The organism is Marinibacterium sp. SX1, from assembly GCF_050389775.1.
Classification (GTDB): domain Bacteria; phylum Pseudomonadota; class Alphaproteobacteria; order Rhodobacterales; family Rhodobacteraceae; genus Marinibacterium.
Window position 1 is genome coordinate 2,238,173 of sequence record NZ_CP177144.1, and the last position, 21,314, is coordinate 2,259,486.

The following is a 21,314-nucleotide window of genomic DNA, read 5'->3' on the forward strand; positions in this document are numbered from 1 at the left end:
CGCCGGGTTTTGAGGCGCAATCATGGCGGTTTCGCGGAGCTTTCTCAGCCATTCAAAGACGCCATGACACGAGTGTTAAGGCCGGGTCCCGGGGCGCAGGCCGGACGGCGCAAAATGGTGCCGTTCCGTGGCAAGCCCGTGCGCCTGCAATGCGGCCTCGAAGGCCCGGTGCGGAGGGCGCAGGTCCGGGGGCAGGCGGATGCGGCGCCCGTCCGTCAGGCAAAGCGTGATGCGAACCGAGAAATCCCATAGGGTGTCGAACCGGATTTTGTCGATGCGGTTCAAGGGTATGCCGACTTTCCTGCGGCCGGCTTGCCAGCGCAGCCCTGAGGCATCGAGTTGCAGGAACGTGGCCGGCGCCCGGACGAGGTCCGCCAGGGCGGGCAAGGTCATCAGGGCGATCGGTGCCAGGATCCACGGGCTGGCACCAAGGCCGAACCGGGCGGCGATCAGCGCCGCCCAGATCAACAGGCAGACGGCAGCGACCGGCCAGGACCGACCGCTGCCGCGATGGGTGAACGGATCGGGTGCCACGACCCGGCGGTCAGGCCAGGATGCGTTGCACCATTTCGGACACATCGCGCGACAGCCCCTCGGTCGCCGCGATCCGGTCCAGCGCGGCCCGGGCATGCCCCCGGCGCGTCGCGTCATAGCGTTTCCAGGTCTGGAAGGCCGTGCACATCCGCGCGGTGGTCTGGGGATTGACGGGATCAAGTCGGATCAGCCAATCGGCCAGCAGGTCATAGCCGGCGCCGTCCTTGCGATGGAACCCGGCATGATGGCCGGCCAGCGCGCCCAGCGTCGCCCGGAAGCGGTTGGGGTTTTTCATATTGAAGTCAGGATGTTCCGTCAGCGCCCTGGCCACGTCGACGACCCTTTCGGGTGCGGCCTGCATGATTTGCAGTCCGAACCACTTGTCGATCACCAGCCGATCGTGCTGCCAATTGTCGTAGAATTCGGCCAATTGTGCCTCGCCCTTGCCGGCCAGGATCAGGCAGGCCAGCGCGTTCAGCTTGAGCGTCATGTTGTCGGCGGCCGCATATTGCGCCGCTGCGGCGGCCCCGCCATCCAACCGGGTCAGCAGGCCCAGAACGGCGCCACCCAGGGCGCGTTTGCCCGATTGCTCGGCATCGGGGCGATAGGGGCCATCCACGCGGGTCTCGGCCTCCAGCCGTGGCAGGACGTCCTGCAGATGTTCGGCCAGTGACTGGCGCAACGTTTCGACGGCTTGCCAGATGGCATCGGGATCGGGGGTGATGCCCTTGTCGGCCAACGCCCCGGCCAGCGCAGATTGCGTCGGGAAGGACAGCATCAGCGCACGGTAGGCCGGATCGAGGCTGTCGTCGCGCAGCACGGCCTTCATGCCATCGAGATACGCCGCGGCGGGCACGGCGCCATCGGCGGCCATGTCCAGAAGTGTCTGCTGCGCCAGGGCATTACCGGCTTCCCAGCGGGTAAAGCTGTCGGTGTCATGGGCCAGCAGAAAGGCGCGTTCCTCGGTGGTAGCATCCCGATCCAGCGTGACAGGCGCCGAGAACCCGCGCAGCAGCGATGGCACTGGCCGGGCGGCCAGGTCTTCGAAGCGGAAACTCTGTTCCTCTTCGGTGATTTCCAGCACCGTCGTGGGCAGAACCTCGTCGCCGTTGGGATTGAGCAGGCCTATGGCCATCGGAATGACCTGCGGCAAGGGCGCGGGCGTTGCGGCAGAAGGCTTGGTCTCCTGGCGGAAGGTCAGGGTATAGGTGCCGTCGGCCCAATGCTCGGCCACCGATACGCGCGGCGTGCCCGCCTGGGTGTACCAGCGCTTGAATTGTGCCAGATCGCGGCCGGTCGCGTCTTCGAAGACCTGCAGCCAATCCTCGATCGTGCAGGCCTGGCCATCATGACGGTCGAAATAGAGATCCAGCGCGGCCTTGTATCCATCATCCCCCACGAGTCGTTTCAGCATGCCGATCACCTCGGCACCCTTTTCATAGACCGTGGCGGTGTAGAAATTGTTGATTTCCTGGTATTGATCCGGCCGCACCGGATGGGCCAGCGGACCACCGTCTTCGGGGAATTGCCGGGCGCGCAGGTCGATGGCGTCCTGGATACGCTTGACCGGGGCCGACCGCATGTCAGAGGTGAACTGGGCATCGCGGAAGACGGTCAGCCCTTCCTTGAGGCACAGCTGGAACCAGTCGCGGCAGGTGATGCGATTGCCGGTCCAGTTGTGAAAATACTCATGGGCGATGATCGCCTCGATCCGTTCGAAATTCATGTCGGTCGAGGTCTCGGGGCTGGCGAGAACAGCGGAAGAATTGAAGATATTCAACCCCTTGTTCTCCATCGCACCCATGTTGAAATCATCGACCGCGACGATGTTGAAAACCTCCAGGTCGTATTCGCGACCATAGACGTCTTCGTCCCATTTCATCGATTTCTTCAGCGCTTCCATGCCGAAGGCGCATTTGCCCTCGTCACCGGGGCGGACCCAGAGGTTCAGCGCCACGTCCTTGCCCGAGGCGGTGGTGAACCGGTCGGATTGGGCGACCAACTCGCCCGCGACCAGCGCGAAGAGATAGGCGGGCTTGGGCCATGGGTCATGCCATTCGGCAAAGCCGTCGCCGCTGGACACCGGGTTGCCGTTGGACAACATCACCGGCGTGTCGGCCGAGCCTTCGATGCGCACGGTGAAGGTGCTCATGACATCGGGGCGGTCGGGATAGAAGGTGATCTTGCGGAAACCTTCGGCCTCGCATTGCGTGCAATACATGCCGTTTGACATGTAAAGCCCCTCCAGAGCGGTATTATTCGCCGGATCGATCTCGACCTCGGCCTCCCAGACGAAAGCTGTGTCAGGAACCTGGCAGGAGAGGCCCTGCGCTGTCAGTTGTGTGTCAACAGCGGTCCCGTCGATGGATGCAGAGATCAGTTTGAGCTCTTCGCCATGCAGGAAGAACGCCTGCGCCGGGGCATCGGGATTGGGCGAAAAGGCGATCCGGCTTTTGACGCGGGTGGCATGGGGCGCGAGGATGAAGGTCAGGTCGACCTTGTCGACCAGCCATCCGAAGGGTGTGTAATCGGACAGGTAGATCGTCTGGGGAGCAGCGTCGCGCATGTTGTGTTTCCGTTTTCCATGAAACCATGTGCCGGGACCGGCGTTATTGGCATGACTATAATCACTTATCTGCCAACGGAAAGGAGCGCCATGCCCGCGCCCGTCACCACCGCCAGCCCCGACCCCGACGCCTATCGGCCCGCCTTTATCGGCATTGGCATAGGTCTGGCCTGTTCCGCGCTGTTCTGCACCGGTTTTGCCGTGCACAGCCTGTCTGCCTGGGACGACACGCTGGCCGGTTCGGGCGCGTCGGTGGTGGACACGGCGGCGCCGATGGTCCTGGCGGGCAACTGACACGCTCCTGTCAGCTCCGGGGAACTGGCGCCAGGTGACAGATGCTGACAGTATGCTGTCAGCAGCGCTGTGCGACATCAGGGTCATCGCTGAACAAGGAGTTTGTTACGATGACCTACGCCCCCGAACATTTTGTCGTCTGGGCCGAGATCCCGACCACCGACATGGCCAAGGCAAAGGCCTTTTACGAGGTCGTTCTTGACACGAAACTGACAGAAGACGACATGGGCCCGAACCCCATTGCCCTGTTCACGCCGAAGGAGTTCGGCAAGGGCGTGGCCGGCCACCTCTATCCGGGCATGCCCGCCGCGCGGGGCACCGGGCCCACGGTTCACCTCAACGCGCCGGGCAAGCTGGAAGACACGTTGGACCGGGTCCGCACGGCCGGTGGCACCGTGGTCTCGCCGCCGATCTCGATCCCGGCCGGGCGCTTTGCCTATTGCGAAGACCTGGACGGCAATTCCGTCGGGTTCATGGAGCGCGCCTGATGCGCCGTGCCGACCGCCTCTTCGAGATCATCCAACACCTCAGGGGCGGTCGGCGCACCACGGCGCGGGCCCTGGCCGATGCGCTGGAAGTCAGCCCGCGCACGATCTACCGTGATATTGCCGACCTGATGGCCACCGGCGTGCCGATCTCGGGCGAGGCGGGCTATGGCTATGTGATGGAGGCGGGGCACGACATCCCGCCGCTGATGTTCACGCGCGACGAGATCGTCGCCCTGGTGACCGGCGCCCGCATCGCGCGGGCCTGGGGCGGGGCGACCATGGCCCGGGCCGCCGAAGAAGCGCTGATCAAGATCGCCGAGGTGCTGCCGCCGGACGCCCGCGCCCAGGCCGAGGCCGTCGAGGTGCATTCCATGTCCCCCGGCCTGACCCAGGACGTGCGCGAGCGCATCGACGGAATCGAGGCCGGCATTTGCGACCGCGCGGTGCTGCGCCTGTCCTATGCAGATGCCGCCGGCAACCCGACCGAGCGGCAGGTGAGGCCGCTGGGCCTGTGGTTCTGGGGCAAGGTCTGGACGCTGATCGCCTGGTGCGAATTGCGCGAGGATTTCCGCATGTTCCGCCTGGACCGGATCGTGGCGATGGACCGCACGGGCGCCCGGTTCAAACCCGACCAGGGCCGGAGCCTGCGCGCCTTCTACGCGCGGATGGAGGCCGAGGGGAAGGGCCAGATGCCGGGGTAAACTCCTGACACGCTCCTGACAGTGCCCGCAGGCAGGGGAAGGACGTGGCACGGCGAAAAAAACCTGTGCAAACGCCATGGCTTGGCCGCCGAAGTGCAGAAAGATCGCGACGCCGCCCGGCGAAGGGCATAGCCTGATCGCGGCGGCCCGGCGCGGCCCAGTCCGGCCCATGTTGCCAATCCAACAATCTTGTTGCCGATAGGAAACTTTTCCCCTATCCGGTGCACAATTGTATGCGGAGGCCAGTATCCATGAGCGAGCGGATTTCCATCGAAAACCTGCAGGTTGCACCTGAACTTGCGGATTTCATCGAGACCGGCGCCCTGCCGGGCACGGGCATTTCGGCAGAGACCTTCTGGGCCGGTTTCGCCCGCATGGTGGCCGAGCTGACCCCCGAGAACCGCGCCCTGCTGGCCGCGCGGGACGAGATGCAGCAGCGCATCGACAATTGGCACCTGTCCAATCGCGGCAAGCCCCATGACCACGTAGCCTATCGCGGCTTTCTCGAGGACATCGGCTATCTGCTGCCCGAAGGCCCTGATTTCGCCATCGAAACCCGGAATGTCGATCCCGAGATCGCAACCATCCCCGGGCCGCAGCTGGTGGTGCCGATCACCAACGCCCGCTATGCGCTGAACGCCGCCAATGCGCGGTGGGGCAGCCTGTACGATGCCTTTTACGGCACCGATGCCATGGGCTCGGTGGCGCCGAAGGGCGGCTATGACAAGGGCCGCGGTGCCCGGGTCGTGGCGCGCGCGCGGGTCTTTCTCGACGAGGCGTTCCCGGTCGAGGGCACCAGCCATGCCGATGCCCGGCGCTATCACATCCGCGATGGACAGCTGCTGATCGACGACATGCCGCTGGCCCAGCCCGGCAAGTTCGTCGGCTATCGCGGCCATCCCAAGGCGCCGGACACGGTGCTGCTGGTCAACAACGGGCTGCATGTGGAACTGGTCTTTGACCGCACCCACGTGATCGGCAGCCGCGACCAGGCCGGGCTGGCCGACATCCGAATCGAAAGCGCCATCACGGCGATCATGGATTGCGAGGATTCGGTCGCCTGCGTCGATGCCGAGGACAAGGTCCTGGCCTATTCCAACTGGCTGGGCCTGATGCAGGGCAACCTGGAGGCGACTTTCACCAAGGGCAGCGAGACCCTGACCCGGCGCATGGCGCCCGACCGCAGCTATACAGGCCCCGACGGGGCAGAGGTCACGGTCAAGGGCCGCGCGCTGATGTGGGTCCGCAATGTCGGCCACCTGATGACCAACCCCGCCGTTCTGGACAGCGCGGGCAACGAGGTCTTCGAAGGGCTGATGGATGCGCTGATAACGGTGACCATCGCCATGCATGACCTCAAGGCCGAGGGCGGCAACAGCGCCATGGGCTCGGTCTACGTGGTCAAGCCCAAGATGCACGGGCCCGAAGAAGTGGCCTTTGCCGACCGCACCTTCACCCTGGTCGAAGAGATCCTGGGCCTGCCGCAATACACGGTCAAGATCGGCATCATGGACGAGGAACGGCGCACGTCGGTCAACCTGAAGGCGTGTATCCGGGCGGCGAAACACCGCTGTGCCTTCATCAATACCGGCTTCCTCGATCGCACCGGCGACGAGATCCATACCTCGATGGAGGCCGGGCCCTTCAGCCGCAAGGATTTCATCAAGCGCAAGGGCTGGATCACGGCCTATGAAAACCAGAATGTCGACATCGGCCTGGAATGCGGATTGTCGGGAATTGCCCAGATCGGCAAGGGGATGTGGGCCATGCCCGACATGATGGCCGCCATGCTGGAGCAAAAGATCGAACATCCCAAGGCCGGGGCCAACACGGCCTGGGTGCCCAGCCCGACAGCCGCCACGCTACATGCCTTGCATTACCACAAGGTTGATGTCTTTGCCGTCCAGGACAAGCTGAAGGCCGGCGGGCGGCGGGCCTATGTTGATGCGGTGCTCGACATTCCGCTGGCCTCCTACAGGAAATGGACCGAGGCGCAGCGCATCCGCGAGGTCGAGAACAATGCCCAGGGCATCCTGGGCTATGTCGTGCGCTGGGTCGACCAGGGTGTCGGCTGTTCCAAGGTGCCCGACATCAATGACGTCGGCCTGATGGAAGACCGCGCGACCTGCCGGATCTCGGCCCAGCACATTGCCAACTGGCTGCACCACGAGGTTGTCTCGGAAGAGCAGGTCATGGATGCGATGCGCCGGATGGCGGCCAAGGTCGACGAACAGAACGCCGGCGACGCGTCCTATCGGCCGATGGCTCCGGGCTATGACGGCGTGGCTTTCCAGGCCGCCTGCGACCTGGTGTTCCGCGGCCGGGTACAACCTTCGGGATATACCGAGCCCGTACTACACACGCGACGGCTTGAGTTGAAATCGACGCTGACGTAACATCCCTGCGACGTTGCGCCGCTTTGCCCGACTGATCCGGGGATCGCGGCGCCGTCCGGTAGGGGGTTGAAGCGAGGCGTGGACAGCAAGACCGGCGAGGCCGGTCGGTACCGTGGTCGGGTGGGCAGGGCGCCACAGACACGGGAAACATTTACCGGAGGTCGGGATGGCTTTGCGGATCTGCATGTGCGGATCCGGCCTGGTCAGCCCTGACAAGAGGTCCGCCATTGCGGTGGCGTGATCTCGGTGGCGCCGGGGTGGGCTGTCGTCGAGGAGGAGGAACGGCCCGCCTCGGCCGTCATCTTGCGCAACCGGTTTAGTGGCCGATCCATCGGTTGAGCGGCTTGCCCCCTGTTACCCCTACGCGGATGTTCACGGCCACACGGCCACACGGCCACACGGCCACACGGCCACACGGCCACACGGCCACACGGCCACACGGCCACACGGCCACACGGCCACACGGCCACACGGCCACACGGCCACACGGCCACACGGCCACACGGCCACACGGCCACATGGCCACAGCCAGACCCCTCGACTGGCATCCTGTCCCGCCACCGGTCCTGCCCGGCGCATGGGCGTTCATCCTTCGTCAATCCGGCTGGTCTATGGTCGGGTCAACGGGTGCAGTTGCGGCGCCTGCGGTGGCTCTGTATCCTCGGCGGGTATCCGTTCCCAGCAAGCGAGTAGGACAGGCGGCATGACGCGTCCCGTGGTCGGCATCATCAGCAATTCCCACCTGATCAACGATCAGTACGAGGTTCACGCGGGCGGGTCGATGAATTCGTCTGCCGTGGCCATGGTTGCCAATTGCATGCCGCTGCTGATCCCGGCCGATCCGCGGTATGTCTCGGTCGACGAGCTGATGGAAACCTGCGACGGCTTCCTGCTGACCGGCGGGCGGCCCAATGTCCACCCCGAGGAATACGGCGAAGAGGCCACCGAAGCCCATGGCACCTTTGACCGCAACCGCGATGCCATCGCCCTGCCGCTGGTGCGGGCCTGTGTGGCGCGGGGCCAGCCGTTCCTGGGCGTCTGCCGCGGGTTCCAGGAGGTCAACGTCGCAATGGGCGGCACGCTCTATCCCGAGATCCGCGATCTGCCCGGCCGGATGAACCACCGCATGCCTCCCGACGGCACCGTCGAGGAGAAATTCGCGCTGCGCCATGAGGTCACGCTGACCGAAGGCGGGCCGTTTCACCAATTGTTCGGCTCGACCGGCGTGATGACCAACACCCTGCACGGGCAGGGCATCAAGACCCCGGGCAAGCGCATCGTGATCGACGGCTACGCCCCCGACGGCACGCCCGAGGCGATCTATGTCGACGGCGCGCCGGGTTTCACCCTGGCCGTGCAATGGCACCCGGAATACAATGCCGACAACGATCCGGTCTCGCGCCCGCTGTTCTCGGCCTTTGGCGATGCCGTGCGCGATTGGGCGGCCGGCCGGCGGCCCTATCTTCAAAAAACCGCCTGACGACATCTGCCGCCCGGGCACAGCCACGGGCGGCGGTCCAGGCGCCGCTCAGAGCAGGAAATCAAAGCTCTTGTTCAGCGGCAATTCCCGCGCCCGCCGGCCCGTCAGGTCGAACAGCGCATTGCCGAGCGCGGGCATCGACGGCGGCGTGCCGGGTTCGCCGGCGCCGCTCAGATGCGGCTTGTTCTCCAGCACCGCCACGTCGATCACCGGCGTATTGTGCATGCGCAGCGCGTCGTAATCGTAGAAATTCTGCTGCTCGGCCGCGCCCTCGGCAAAGGTGATCTCGCCCATCACCGCGGCCGACAGCCCATAGATCAGCCCCGACATCATCTGCGCCCGCACGATCGCCGGGTCCAGCGCCAGCCCCACGTCGCAGGCCACCCAGGCCCGGGCGATGCGGATGCCCATTTCGGTCTGTTCCACCTCGACGATTTCGGCCACCGGCGTCCCGAAGGAAAAGCTGAAGGCTACGCCCCGGCCGATGCCCTCGGGCGTCTGGCCTGTCCATCCCGCCATTTCGGCCACCCGGTCCAGGCAGGCGGCCGAGGGCGCATGTTCGTTGCGCATCAGCTCCAGCCGCATGTCCAGCGGGTCGCGCCCGGCGGCCACGGCCAGCTCGTCGATGAAGGTCTCGTGCAGGAAGGACGTCACGCTGGCGCCCACCGAACGCCAATAGCCCAGCGGCACGGACAGGTCGGTCAGGTGGCCGGTGATGCGATAGTTTTCAATGGCATAGGGCTGGTCATACGCGCCTTCGACATGGATCTTGTCAGGTCCCGACGGCTCCATCCCGACCCAGCGCGGCATGGCGCTGGCATTGACCGACGGCCCGGCGATGCGGCCATCCAGCAGCACCGGCCGGCCGTCCCGCACCGCGCCCCGGAACCGGCCGATGGCGGCGGGGCGATAGAAATCCTGGGTCATGTCCTCTTCGCGGCTCCAGGTCAGCTGGATCGGCGTGCCGGGCATGGCCTGGGCCACCCGGGCGGCCAGCACGGCGTAATCGACCTCGCCCCGCCGGCCAAACCCGCCGCCCATGATCAGCGTCTCGACGGTGACCTGTTCGGGGTCCAGCCCGGTCGCCTCGGCGCATTTGTCGCGGACCATGACCGGCGCCTGGTTGCCGCAGCGGATCAGCAGCGCATCCCCGGAAAACAGCGCCGTGGCATTCATTGGCTCCATCGTTGCGTGGGCCAGGAAGGGCATCCGGTATTCGGCCTCGACCAGCGTGGCGCCCTCGGGCAGCTCGTCGGCATCGCCGTCGTCGCGCAGGGTCGAATTGGGCGCCTGGTCGAGGCTGGCCTCGATGGCCGACCAGATCGCGTCCTGGTCGGGCGGATAGGCCGGGCCCTCCCATTCGATCTCGATCGCCTCGGCCGCGCGGAAGGCCAGCCAGGTGTTGCTGGCAATCACCGCGATCCCGGTGTCCAGCGGCACGATCTTCTCGACCCCGGGCATGGTTTCGGCGGCGCTGGCATCATAGCGCAGCATGCCGGCGCGGGCGGGGTTCTGGCGCAGGGTGGCGAATTTCATGCCATCCATCCGCGTGTCGATGCCGAATTGCGCCGTGCCGGTGACCTTGGGCACCTGGTCCAGCCGGGGCATCGAATGCCCCAGGTAGCGCCATTGCGACGGGTCGCGCAGCGCGACGCGCGGCGGGTCGATCCGGGCGGCGGCTTCGGCCAGGGCGCCATAGGGCAGGGCGGTGCCATCGGGGGCGATGACCTGGCCGTCTTCCGTGCGCAACGAGGCCGCGGCGATGCCCAGCTGGTCCGAGGCCGCCTGTTTCAGCGTCTCGCGGGCGCTGGCCCCGGCTTCGCGCAGCCGGTCGAACCCGTCGCGCATCGAGGTCGAGCCGCCCGTCACCTGCAGCGACAGGAACTTGCCGGCCTTGTCCAGCTGCCCGGCCAGCATGTGCTGCCAGCCGGTCATCTGGTATTCCTTGAAGGGCAGCATGCCTCCGACCATCGCCGCGTTGTAATAGGCCGCGGCGGGCGGGCCATGCAGGACGCGAACATCCTGCCAGGCGATGTCCAGCTCTTCGGCGGCCAGCGCGGCCAGGGTGGTCTGCACGCCCTGGCCCATCTCGGCCCGGGGAGTGATGATGGTCACGCCGTTGCCGTCGATGAAGATGAACGGGTTCAGCGCGGCCTGGCCCGTCCCGGCGTCCAGCGGGTTGGCCGGGGCCTGGTTCAGCTTGTAAAAGCCGAAGGCCACGCCGCCGGCGATGGCGGCCGAGCCGATCAGGAAGCTGCGGCGGGCGATCGTTGCGATACGGGCCATCGGGTCAGACCTCGCTCATGCGGGCGGCGGCGGCGTGGATCGCGGCGCGGATGCGCGGGTAGGTGCCACAGCGGCAGAGATTGCCGGCCATGGCCTCGTCGATCTGGTCGTCGCTGGGCGTCGGGGTTTCCGCCAAAAGGGCCGCGGCCTGCATGATCTGGCCGGACTGGCAATACCCGCATTGGGCGACCTGATGATCGACCCAGGCCTGTTGAAGGATGGACATGGCCTCGGGCGTGCCCTGGGCCTCGATCGTGGTGACGGGGCCCCAGACATCTTCCAGCGCCACCTGGCAGCTGCGCACGGCCTCGCCGTCGATATGCACGGTGCAGGCGCCGCAGGCCGAGACCCCGCAGCCGAATTTCGTGCCGGTCAGGCCCAGCTGGTCGCGCAGGACCCAAAGCAGGGGGACCTCGCCGGGCAGGTCGATGTCGTGGGGCGTTCCGTTCACGGTCAATGGGGTCGTCATGGCAGGCTCCGGGATTGGGGTCGGTGGCGGTGACGGGGTCGTGACTGTCTGACAGTTTTCATAAAAAGTGTCATTCCGTCAACTGACAAAATCGTCAGAAAGTGTCAGGGTGTCGATTGACAAGCCGGGTCGGGAGCGCGACAGTCTTGTTCATGAACGAGATTTCGCCGGACACGAAACAGCAGACCATCCTCCAGGCGGCGATGACGGCCTTTGCCAGCTATGGGTTTCGCAAGACCTCGATGGATGACATCGCCCGCGGGGCAAACATGTCGCGACCCGCGCTCTACACGCATTTCCGCAACAAGAAGGCGATCCTGCGGTCGCTGGTCGAGATGCATTACGACGAGGCGGCCAGCCAGGTGGGCCAGGCGTTGCGCAGCGAAGGGTCGGTGTCGATGCGCCTGCACCGGGCCTTTGTGGCCCAGGCCGGACGGATGGCCGATATGCTGCTGTCGTCGCCCCACGGGATGGAACTGCTGGAAACGGGCACCGGCGCGGCGCTGGACCTGGTCGAGGCCGGCGAAGCGCGCCTGCGCGATGTCTATGCCGATTGGCTGGCCGAAGAGATGGCCGCCGGGCGGATCGACCTGCGCAAGTCGCCGCATCACGTGGCGGCCACGCTGACCTCGGCGCTCAAGGGGCTTAAGAAGCCGGGCACCGAGTTGCAGGATTACCTGAGCGCATTGGAAACCCTGGCCGTGCTGGTCGGGCAGGGGCTGGCGATCCGCTGAGCGGCTCGCCCTTGGTCAGGTCACACCGGCGCGGGTGCGGAATTTCGGGTTGTCCCACAGGCGCTTGTCCATGACATCGGCCAGCCGCTCGACGGCCTGTTCGATATCGTCCATGTCGGTGTAAAGCGGCGTAATGCCAAAGCGCATGATGTCCGGCGCCCGGAAATCGCCGACCACGCCCGCCGCGATCAGCGCCTGCATCGCCGCATAGCCTTCGTCGAAGCGAAACGACACCTGCGCCCCGCGGCGATGCGGATCGCGCGGGCTGGCCAGTTGCAACTGGGGGCAGCGGGCCTCCACCCCGGCAATAAACGCCTCGGACAGGGCGATGGACCGGGCGCGCAGGGCCTGCATGTCGACCTGGTCCCAGATGTCCAGTGACGCGTCGAGGGCGGCCATCTGCAGGATCGGCGGCGTGCCCACGCGCATCCGGGCAATCGCTGGCGCGGGGCGATAATCGGGATCAAAGGCAAAGGGCTCGGCATGGCCCAGCCAGCCGGACAGGGCCGGGCGGGCCGCATCGGCAAGCGCTGGTGCGACATAGATGAAGGCCGGGCCGCCGGGGCCGGAATTGAGAAACTTGTAGGTGCAGCCCACGGCAAAATCCGCCCCCGCACCCCCCAGGTCGATCGGCAGGGCGCCGGCGGAATGGGCCAGGTCCCAGATCACCAGGGCCCCGACAGAATGTGCTTTTTCTGTCAGAACGTCCATGTCGTGCATCCGCCCGGTGCGGTAATCCACCTGGGTCAGCATCAGCACGGCCACCTCTTCGGTCAGCGCGGCCTCGATCTCTTCGGGCGGGACACAGCGCAGGCTGTGGCCGCGATCCAGCGAACCGAGCAGCCCCTGCGCCATGTAGAGATCGCTGGGAAAATTGCCGGTGTCCGACAAGACCACCTTGCGGTCGGGCCGCAGATCCAGCGCCGCGGCCAGCGCCTGGTAGACCTTGATCGACAGGGTGTCGCCCAGGACAACCTGGCCGGGGCCTGCGCCGATCAGCCGGCCGATCCGGTCGCCCAGCCGCGCGGGCTGGTCCATCCACCCGGCCCGGTTCCAGGCGGTGATCAGCATCTCGCCCCATTCGTCCTGCATGCATTGCGCGACCCGCGCGCCGGCCGCACGGGGCAGGGGGCCGAGCGAATTGCCGTCGAGATAGATCATGCCCTCGGGCAGGGAAAACAGCGCCTTTGTCGCTGCGAAATCGGTCATTGAGGCGCTCCTGGCGGTGGCTGCGAATTGGACGGGACCGGCGGCCGGGGGCCGGGCCGGGCGGTGGCGAATGTCCGGCGGAAAGAGGGTGGGAATGCCTCCATCTGCCCTTAAAACAATCAGGATGGCCACCGTTGTGTGTGACAGTTTCGTATAGGAACCAAAGGCGCGCTTGCGCAACTATCTTGCGCGGGTTACCAGACGGAATTGCGCGCCAATGCAATCAAGACGGACCGCAGAGGGGGACCACGAGTGAAAATCGGCACACCAAAGGAAGTGTTCGAGGGCGAGGCCCGGGTGGCCATGACGCCCGACAGCGCCCGGCAATTGCAAAAGCTGGGGCATGAGTGCCTGATCGAAAGCGGCGCAGGCGTGTTGGCAGGATTCTCGGACGCGGCCTATGAAGAGGCCGGCGTCGAGGTGATCAAGACGGCGGCGCAGCTGTTCAAGGCCGCCGACATCATCGCCAAGGTGCGCCCGCCCAGCGAGACCGAGATCAAGCGGCTGGGGCCGTCGAAGACGCTCATTTCGTTCTTCTACCCGGCATCGAATGAAGAGTTGATGAACCTGGCCGCCGAAAAGGGCGCCTCGGTCATCGCGATGGACATGGTGCCCCGGATCAGCCGGGCCCAGAAGATGGACGCGCTGTCGTCCATGGCCAATATCGCCGGCTACCGCGCGGTGATCGAGGCCGGCAACAATTTCGGCCGGTTCTTCACCGGCCAGGTGACGGCGGCGGGCAAGGTGCCCCCGGCCAAGGTGCTGATCGTCGGCGCCGGTGTGGCCGGGCTGGCGGCCATCGGCACGTCGACCTCGCTGGGCGCGATCACCTATGCCTTCGACGTGCGGCCCGAAGTGGCCGAGCAGATCGAATCCATGGGCGCCGAATTCGTCTACCTGGAATTCGACGAGGAACAGACCGACGGCGCGGCGACGGGCGGCTATGCGGCCCCGTCCAGCCCCGAGTTCCGAGAGGCCCAGCTGGCCAAGTTTCGCGAGCTGGCACCCGATATCGACATTGTCATCACCACCGCGCTGATCCCGAACCGGGCGGCGCCGGTGCTGTGGACCAAGGACATGGTCGAGATGATGAAGCCCGGGTCGGTGATCGTCGACCTGGCCGCCGAGCGCGGCGGCAATTGCGAGCTGACCCAGCCCGACGAGAAGATCGTCACCGACAACGGCGTGACGATCATCGGCTACACCGACTTCCCCAGCCGGATGGCGACGCAGAGCTCGACGCTTTACGCGACCAACATCCGCCACATGATGACCGACCTGACGCCTGAAAAGGACGGGGTGGTCAATCACAACATGGAAGACGACGTGATCCGCGGGGCGACGATCACGCATGAGAAGGAAGTGACCTTCCCGCCGCCGCCGCCCAAGGTGGCGGCCATCGCGGCCAAGCCGAAGGAAAAGGTGAAGGAGCTGACGCCGGAAGAGAAGCGCGCAGCGGAAGCGGCGGCCTTCAAGGCGCAGACCAAGAGCCAGGTGACCCTGATCGCCGTCGGCGCGGCGCTGCTGCTGCTGCTGGGCCTGGTGGCCCCGGCGAGCTTCATGCAGCATTTCATCGTCTTCGTGCTGGCCGTCTTCGTGGGCTTCCAGGTGATCTGGAACGTGGCGCATTCGCTGCACACGCCCCTGATGGCCGTGACCAACGCGATCTCGTCGATCATCATCCTGGGCGCGCTGATGCAGATCGGTTCGACCGGCGGATGGGTCATCCTGCTGGCCGCGCTGTCGGTCTTCATGGCCGGGATCAACATCTTCGGCGGCTTCCTCGTCACGCGGCGCATGCTCGCCATGTTCCAGAAATCCTAAGGGGGGAGCGGAGCAATGGAATTCGGATTCACAACGGCGGCCTACGTGGTCGCGGCCGTTCTCTTCATCCTGAGCTTGGGTGGCCTGTCGGGCCAAGAAAGCGCCAAGCGGGCCGTCTGGTACGGCATCGCCGGCATGGCGCTGGCGATCTTCGCCACGCTGATCGGCCCCGGCTCGGGCCTGTGGTGGCTGTCGATCCTGCTGATCGCGGGCGGCGGCATCATCGGGTTCATCGTGGCCAAGCGGGTGCAGATGACGGAAATGCCCCAGCTGGTCGCGGCGATGCATTCGCTGGTCGGCCTGGCGGCGGTCTTTGTCGGCTACAACGCCCATATCGAGCTGGGCCACGTGCTGACGCTGGATGACGAGGCCAAGAAGGCGCTGGACGGTTTCGCAGCCGTTCTGGCCAAGAAGGACGGCGTCGAGCAGGGCATCCTGCGGGTCGAGGTCTTCCTGGGCGTCTTCATCGGGGCCGTGACCTTTACCGGGTCGGTCATCGCCTTCGGCAAGCTGGCCGGCAAGGTGACCTCGGCGGCCAAGAAGCTGCCCGGCGGGCACATGCTGAACGCAACCGCGGCGGGCCTGTCGCTGCTGCTGCTGTTCATCTACCTCGCGGGCGGCGGTATGTGGGCGCTGGTGCTGATGACGCTGCTGGCCTTCTTCATCGGGTACCACCTGATCATGGGCATCGGCGGCGCCGACATGCCGGTGGTGGTGTCGATGCTGAACAGCTACTCGGGCTGGGCCGCGGCGGCGATCGGCTTCTCGCTGGGCAATGACCTGCTGATCGTAGTCGGCGCGCTGGTCGGTTCGTCCGGTGCGATCCTGTCCTACATCATGTGCAAGGCGATGAACCGGTCCTTCGTGTCGGTCATCCTGGGCGGTTTCGGCGAAACCGGCGGGCCGCAGATGGAAGTCGAAGGCGAGATGATCGAGATCCCGGTCGACGGCGTGGCTTCGGCCCTGAACGAGGCCGACAGCGTGATCATCATCCCCGGCTACGGCATGGCCGTGGCACAGGCACAATCGGCGGTCAGCGACCTGACCAAGAAGCTGCGGGCCCAGGGCAAGGAGGTACGCTTTGCCATCCACCCCGTGGCGGGCCGTCTGCCGGGGCACATGAACGTGCTGCTGGCCGAGGCCAAGGTGCCTTATGACATCGTGCTGGAGATGGAGGAGATCAACGACGATTTCCCCGAGACGGACGTGTCCATCGTGATCGGGTCGAACGACATCGTGAACCCCGCCGCACAGGACGATCCGAACTCGCCCATCGCCGGGATGCCGGTGCTGGAGTGCTGGAAGTCCAAGCAGGTCTTCGTGATGAAGCGCGGCAAGGGCACCGGCTATTCGGGCATCGAGAACCCGCTGTTCTTCAAGGACAACACGCGGATGTTCTACGGCGATGCCAAGGCCTCGCTGGACAAGCTGCTGCCGATGATCGACTGATCCCGTCTGGCAATGATGTCGAAAGGGCGCCCTTCGCGGGGCGCCCTTTTTCGTGGCCGGGGCGGGGGCTTGTCCGCCCTGGCAGGCGGCCGCGCGGCGCCGGTGTATACGATGGTATTCCCGTAACGCGATGAAATGGCGCGATTTTTTCGGTCTCTCCCCGGATGGCTTGCTGCTATCATGGCGCGAAAGACCCCAGGAGAGGCCGGATGCCGCCCATCGAAGACCACCCGCTGCGCTACGCGCTTGCCAACGAGCTGCACGCGCGGCCCTTTCCCAGCCTGACCTCGCCGGCCATGGCCGTCTTCCTGGCCATCAAGCAGCCGTCGGACGCGGTGGCGCGCGACCGGGGTGACGACCTGGCCCACCTGACGCGGCTGCTGGACCGCCACGGGGCGGCGCATCCCCAGCCGGGCGCCACGCATTACTCGGCGCGGATCGGCCGGTACTGGCTGAAATGGGAACAGCATACCGAATTCGTGACCTACACGGCCTTTTGCGACGGGGCCGGCGACCGGCCATTCGATCCGGCGGAATTCGAGGTCTTTCCCGATGACTGGCTGTCGGCCGCGCCGGGCCAGCGGTTGACCTCGGCGCTGGTCCGCATCGGGGCCAGCCCGGGCGCTGACGAGATCATCCGCCTGCTTGATGCCTGGTTCGTGCCGGAAAGCACGGTGGTCAGCCAGGTGCTGGACGGCACGGCGACGGTGGCCAGCGATTTCCGTATCGACCCGGCCGGCCACATGCGGCTGGCGGTCTTTACCGGGGGCGAGGCCGGGCCGCGCCGGGTCGGGCGTACGGTGCAGCGGCTGCTGGAGATCGAGACCTACAAGACCATGGCCTTGCTGGGTTTCACCCGGGCGCGGGCGCTGACGGGCCGGGTGGGCGAGCTGGACACGCGGCTGACCGAGGTGATGATCGAGATGACCGAAGAGGCCAAGCCGGCGGACCAGATCCTGCCGGACCTGCTGGCGATCTCGTCCGAGCTGGAGACCATGGCCGCGCGGGCGGCCTTTCGCTTTGGGGCCACGGGGGCCTATCGGGCGATCGTGGGCGAACGGATCGACGCGCTGCGCGAGCTGCGGTTTCACGGGCGGCCGACCTTCGGGGAATTCATGGTGCGCCGGTTCGACCCGGCCATGCGCACGGTGGCCTCGACCGAGGCGCGGCTGAAGACCCTGTCGGACCGGGCGATCCGGGCCGGCGACCTGCTGCGCACGCGGGTCGACGTGGAACGGTCGGCCCAGAACCAGGCACTGCTGGAAAGCATGGACCGGCGGGCCGACATGCAGCTGCGCCTGCAACACACGGTCGAAGGGCTGTCGGTCGTGGCGATCAGCTATTACGCCGTCTCGCTGGTGGGCTACCTGATCTACCCGCTGACCGGCCTGACCGGGCTGAGCAAGCCCGAGCTGACGGCCATCGTGACGCTGCCGGTGGTGCTGGCGGTGTGGCTGGGCCTGCGGAAGATTCGCAATTCGCTGCACTAGGGGCAGGGCCGGCGTGGCGAAACGGCTGCCTTTATTCGCAAAAAGTGAAAAGAAAGCGTCAAAAACCGCCTTGGGATGTAGAAAAACGGTTTTTGTGTGAAGCAGTTTATATAGCTGTCGTGTTTTCCGGGCTATAGTCGTTGCATGGCCCGGGGATTGCCGGACCTGTTAACGATTTTGAGAACCTAACCTCTGTTGACCATGTTTTTTAGTGCACGTTGTGTGCAGGCCGTTCCGGTTTCGCGGCAAATCCCGGATTTCCCCGGGCCTGACATTGCAAACTTTCGCAAGGCGCAGGTGATCCATTTCGGGTCACCTGTGTTTTGCGTTTTTGATTGTTCGGGCTACGGTGGTCCCGAGCGGGCGAAGTTGGTCCCGAAATCGTCCAATTCCCGGATGCGCCCATTCCGGGATCTTTCCATCTCCGAAACCGGCCAGCGGATCAATTGCCCCATGGCCGGATGACTGCCGAAAGATTGTTTCCCGATTGCCCATCGATTGTTGAAGGAGTTTAACGATGAACTGGATTGCCGCGCTGGATGCGTTTTTCAAGGCCAAGGATGTTTATGGCAAGCTGGCCGAGGTCAAGAAGCTCAACGATTACGCCAAGAAGGTCAGTTCAAAGAAATCCCTGGATTGGGACGATCTGAAATACTTCAAGAACCCGGTGATGGAAAAGGCGTTGAAGAACGCCAAGTCGGCGGTTGCGGCGGCGGATGCGGCTCTGAAGGTCAAGGTGGACTGGCCCGACAGCGGCTCGCTGGCGAAATTCGCGGCGGCGCTCAAGGCGGCCGGGCAATATGGCCATGACAGCCCGCAGGCCAAGAAGGCCGTCGAGGCCTATCGCAAGTGCCTGGTGGATTACGACAAGGTGCTGACCGGGCTGGTCAAGGACATGACCACGCGGCAGAAACAGCTGAAGGACAACCTGAAGCTGGCCAAGATGCTCGAAGAATACGGCCGCACGCTGCACGATGCCTTCATGACCTGCGCCAAGATCCCGATGGGCTTTTCCACCGCGCCGCAGGCCGAGTTCTTTTCGCTGTCGCAGGATGCCCAGAACTTTGCCGGCCACATGAATTCGCTGGCGTCGCGGACGCAGAAGCTGATTGACCGGAATGCCAAGGCGATGACCGAGGGCAACCAGCTGATCAAGGACAACAAGGCCTGGATCGACTGGGCGTCGAAGGATGCGACCGCCGGGCCGGATACGTTGAAGAAGAACGAGAAGGCCACCAAGCCCAGGAAGTAGGGCGGGAATGAAAAGCCCCCGCCCGGGCGGGGCGGGGGCCGTTTGTCGCGATGGACGGGGGCCGGCGGTCGCGGGGGATTACCGCCCGCGGATGCGCGGATCGAGCGCGTCGCGCAGCCCGTCGCCCATGTAGTTGACGCTGAGCACGGTGACCGAGATCAGCACCCCGGGCCAGATCGCCCGTTCGGGGAAAAAGGTCATCCGGTCGACGGCATCGTTCAGCAGGCGCCCCCAGGTCGGGAAATCCGGCGGAAAGCCGAAACCCAGGAAGGACAGGGCGCTTTCGGTGATGATCGCCGTGGCAATGCCCAGCGTGGCCGAGACCATGATCGGCGACAGCACGTTGGGCAGGATGTGGCGCACCACCATCTTGCTGTTGCGGGTGCCGATCGATTGGGCGGCCAGCACGAATTCGCGCTCCTTCAGGGCCAGGACGTCCCCCCGCACGATCCGCGCCGTCTGCATCCACGACGTCACGCCGACGATGAAGACGATCAGCACGAAGATCCCGCCTTCGACCCCAAAGGCGACCTTGAGCGGCTCGCGGAAGAGCAGCACGGTGACCAGCAGCAGGGGCAGCAGGGGCAGGGCCAGGAACAGGTCGGTCACCCGCATCAGGGGCCCGTCGAGCTTGCGGAAATAGCCGGCCGTCACGCCGACGAAGGTGCCCAGCACCAGCGACAGCAGCATGGCCGCCAGCCCCACGGTGATTGACACCTGCCCGCCCTGCATCAGCCGGGCCAGGGTGTCGCGGCCGATGTTGTCGGTGCCCAGCGGATGGGCCCAGTCGGCCTTGGCATCGGCATCCCACAACAGCACGTAGGCCGGGCGCATGTCCTTGAGATTGAGGAACTCGCGGCCTGTCGGCACGTATTTGGCGTCCTGCGGATAGATGAACGGCCCGATGAAGACGACCAGCAGGATCGTCACGAAGACGACCAATCCGGCCAGCGCGCCGCGGTGGCGGCGGAACTGGTGCCAGACATCCACCCACTGGCTGCGCGGCGGCGCCGAGGGGATGGGATCGGTCAGGGGTTCGGTGACCACGGCCGAGGTCACGGCGGTGACGCGGCTTTCATTGGCCTCAGTCATAGCGGATCCTCGGGTCGAGCACGCCGTAGAGCACATCGGCGATCAGGTTGAAGAGCACGATCAGCACGGCGAAGATGAAGGTCAGGGTATGGACCATCGGCAGGTCGTTGGCCTCGATGGCGGTGATCAGCAGCTGGCCGATTCCGTTCACCTTGAACACCTGTTCGGTGATGATCGCCCCGCCGAAGATCGACGGCACGCCAAGCGCGATGACGGTGATCACCGGGATCATCGAATTGCGCAGGACGTGGATCATGACGACGGTGGCCTCGCTCAGGCCCTTGGCCCGGGCGGTGCGCACGTAATCCTGGTTCAGGTTGTCCAGCATCGACGCCCGCATGAACCGCGAGATCTGGGCCGTGGTCTGCAGGGCCAGCACCATCACGGGCATGACCATCTGCCTGACCTGCAGCCAGAAGGTTTCCCAGCTGTCGACCTTGAGCGTGGTGTCGTAGATCGACGGGAACCAGCCCAGCTGGACTGAAAAGATCACGATGACCAGCACGCCCGAAAAGAACGGCGGCACCGAGAATCCGACCATGGAAATGAACGTGCCGGCCTGGTCAAAGACCGAGTACTGCTTGTAGGCCGAATAGATCCCGATGGGCAGGGCGATCAGCACGCCGACCACATAGGCCAGGCCCACGACGGTCAGTGTCTGGGGCAGGCGCTGGACGACGATTTCCATGACCGGCGAGCGGGTCTGCCAGGAAATCACGCGCAGCTGGCCTTCGGCCCAGGACGTGCCGAACAGCGTGTCGACGAAGACCGCCGGTTCGATGACGAAGAACTGGTAGAGCCATTTGACGAAGCGGACGTGCATCGGCTGGCCCAGCCCCAGCGCCTCGCGCATCTTTTCCTTGACCTCGGGCGGGACGGTCAGCGGCACCTGGGCCATCGGATCGCCTGGCGCGAGTTCGAGCAACATGAAGATGGCCAGGCTGATGAACAGCAGGGTCGGGACGGCCACGACCAGTCTTCGGAGGGTGTATGTCAGCATTCTTCGGGGATGCCTTTTCCGATCGGTGCGTTGTCAGAAGATACAATTCG

At 65.4% G+C, this 21,314-nt stretch carries 17 protein-coding genes; 10 read left to right on the top strand and 7 right to left on the bottom strand.

Going from position 1 to position 21,314, the window contains the following annotated elements; all coding sequences use genetic code 11:
- Positions 1-75: 75 nt before the first annotated feature.
- A complete protein-coding gene (locus ACK3BB_RS09950; protein WP_428928558.1) occupies positions 76-534 on the bottom strand; it encodes a hypothetical protein in 459 nt (152 codons plus the stop codon).
- Positions 535-544: 10 nt separating this feature from the next.
- Positions 545-3,100 (bottom strand): aminopeptidase N, encoded by a 2,556-nt coding sequence (pepN, locus tag ACK3BB_RS09955; RefSeq protein ID WP_428928559.1) that lies wholly within the window; start codon positions 3,098-3,100, stop codon positions 545-547.
- A gap of 90 nt (positions 3,101-3,190) precedes the next feature.
- On the opposite strand from pepN, the gene ACK3BB_RS09960 reads away from it, so the two are divergent.
- The 5 genes from ACK3BB_RS09960 to ACK3BB_RS09980 all read left to right on the top strand — a co-directional run bounded on the left by ACK3BB_RS09960 (position 3,191) and on the right by ACK3BB_RS09980 (position 8,459).
- The gene (locus ACK3BB_RS09960; protein WP_428928560.1) at positions 3,191-3,394 is read left to right on the top strand and encodes a hypothetical protein; all 204 of its coding nucleotides are present in this window, start codon (positions 3,191-3,193) and stop codon (positions 3,392-3,394) included.
- Between the two features lie 110 nt (positions 3,395-3,504).
- Positions 3,505-3,882, top strand: coding sequence for a VOC family protein (locus tag ACK3BB_RS09965; protein ID WP_428928561.1), 378 nt, complete (start codon positions 3,505-3,507; stop codon positions 3,880-3,882).
- On the top strand, positions 3,882-4,583 hold the full coding sequence (locus ACK3BB_RS09970) for a helix-turn-helix transcriptional regulator (protein ID WP_428928562.1): 702 nt from the start codon (positions 3,882-3,884) through the stop codon (positions 4,581-4,583). The genes ACK3BB_RS09965 and ACK3BB_RS09970 overlap by 1 nt, the downstream gene beginning before the upstream one ends.
- A 251-nt stretch (positions 4,584-4,834) precedes the next feature.
- On the top strand, positions 4,835-6,979 hold the full coding sequence (locus ACK3BB_RS09975; protein WP_428928563.1) for a malate synthase G: 2,145 nt from the start codon (positions 4,835-4,837) through the stop codon (positions 6,977-6,979).
- Positions 6,980-7,682: 703 nt separating this feature from the next.
- Positions 7,683-8,459, top strand: a complete 777-nt coding sequence (locus ACK3BB_RS09980; protein ID WP_428928564.1) for a gamma-glutamyl-gamma-aminobutyrate hydrolase family protein — start codon at positions 7,683-7,685, stop codon at positions 8,457-8,459.
- A 48-nt stretch (positions 8,460-8,507) separates the two neighbouring features.
- On the opposite strand, the gene ACK3BB_RS09985 is transcribed toward ACK3BB_RS09980, so the two are convergent.
- Together ACK3BB_RS09985 and ACK3BB_RS09990 are read right to left on the bottom strand one after the other, a co-directional pair.
- The gene (locus ACK3BB_RS09985) at positions 8,508-10,745 is read right to left on the bottom strand and encodes a molybdopterin cofactor-binding domain-containing protein (RefSeq protein ID WP_428928565.1); all 2,238 of its coding nucleotides are present in this window, start codon (positions 10,743-10,745) and stop codon (positions 8,508-8,510) included.
- A gap of 4 nt (positions 10,746-10,749) precedes the next feature.
- A complete protein-coding gene (locus tag ACK3BB_RS09990) occupies positions 10,750-11,214 on the bottom strand; it encodes a (2Fe-2S)-binding protein (protein ID WP_428928566.1) in 465 nt (154 codons plus the stop codon).
- Positions 11,215-11,366: 152 nt separating this feature from the next.
- Here ACK3BB_RS09990 and ACK3BB_RS09995 point away from each other — a divergent pair, with 152 nt between their 5' ends.
- Positions 11,367-11,948 (top strand): TetR/AcrR family transcriptional regulator, encoded by a 582-nt coding sequence (locus ACK3BB_RS09995; protein WP_428928567.1) that lies wholly within the window; start codon positions 11,367-11,369, stop codon positions 11,946-11,948.
- Between the two features lie 15 nt (positions 11,949-11,963).
- On the opposite strand, the gene kynU is transcribed toward ACK3BB_RS09995, so the two are convergent.
- Positions 11,964-13,157, bottom strand: a complete 1,194-nt coding sequence (kynU, locus tag ACK3BB_RS10000) for a kynureninase (protein ID WP_428928568.1) — start codon at positions 13,155-13,157, stop codon at positions 11,964-11,966.
- Between the two features lie 252 nt (positions 13,158-13,409).
- On the opposite strand from kynU, the gene ACK3BB_RS10005 reads away from it, so the two are divergent.
- The 4 genes from ACK3BB_RS10005 (at position 13,410) to ACK3BB_RS10020 (ending at position 19,172) form a co-directional block, all read left to right on the top strand.
- Complete coding sequence (locus ACK3BB_RS10005; RefSeq protein ID WP_428928569.1) at positions 13,410-14,981, top strand: Re/Si-specific NAD(P)(+) transhydrogenase subunit alpha; 1,572 nt, start codon at positions 13,410-13,412, stop codon at positions 14,979-14,981.
- A 15-nt stretch (positions 14,982-14,996) separates the two neighbouring features.
- Positions 14,997-16,430, top strand: a complete 1,434-nt coding sequence (locus ACK3BB_RS10010; protein ID WP_428928570.1) for an NAD(P)(+) transhydrogenase (Re/Si-specific) subunit beta — start codon at positions 14,997-14,999, stop codon at positions 16,428-16,430.
- A 209-nt stretch (positions 16,431-16,639) separates the two neighbouring features.
- A complete protein-coding gene (locus ACK3BB_RS10015; protein WP_428928571.1) occupies positions 16,640-17,920 on the top strand; it encodes a DUF3422 family protein in 1,281 nt (426 codons plus the stop codon).
- Positions 17,921-18,437: 517 nt separating this feature from the next.
- Complete coding sequence (locus tag ACK3BB_RS10020) at positions 18,438-19,172, top strand: hypothetical protein (protein ID WP_428928572.1); 735 nt, start codon at positions 18,438-18,440, stop codon at positions 19,170-19,172.
- Between the two features lie 78 nt (positions 19,173-19,250).
- On the opposite strand, the gene ACK3BB_RS10025 is transcribed toward ACK3BB_RS10020, so the two are convergent.
- Complete coding sequence (locus ACK3BB_RS10025) at positions 19,251-20,264, bottom strand: ABC transporter permease (protein WP_428928573.1); 1,014 nt, start codon at positions 20,262-20,264, stop codon at positions 19,251-19,253.
- Positions 20,257-21,264: an ABC transporter permease gene (locus ACK3BB_RS10030; RefSeq protein ID WP_428928574.1), complete on the bottom strand. Its 1,008-nt coding sequence runs from the start codon at positions 21,262-21,264 to the stop codon at positions 20,257-20,259. Before ACK3BB_RS10030 ends, ACK3BB_RS10025 begins: the two co-directional genes overlap by 8 nt.
- Between the last annotated feature and the right edge of the window lie 50 nt (positions 21,265-21,314).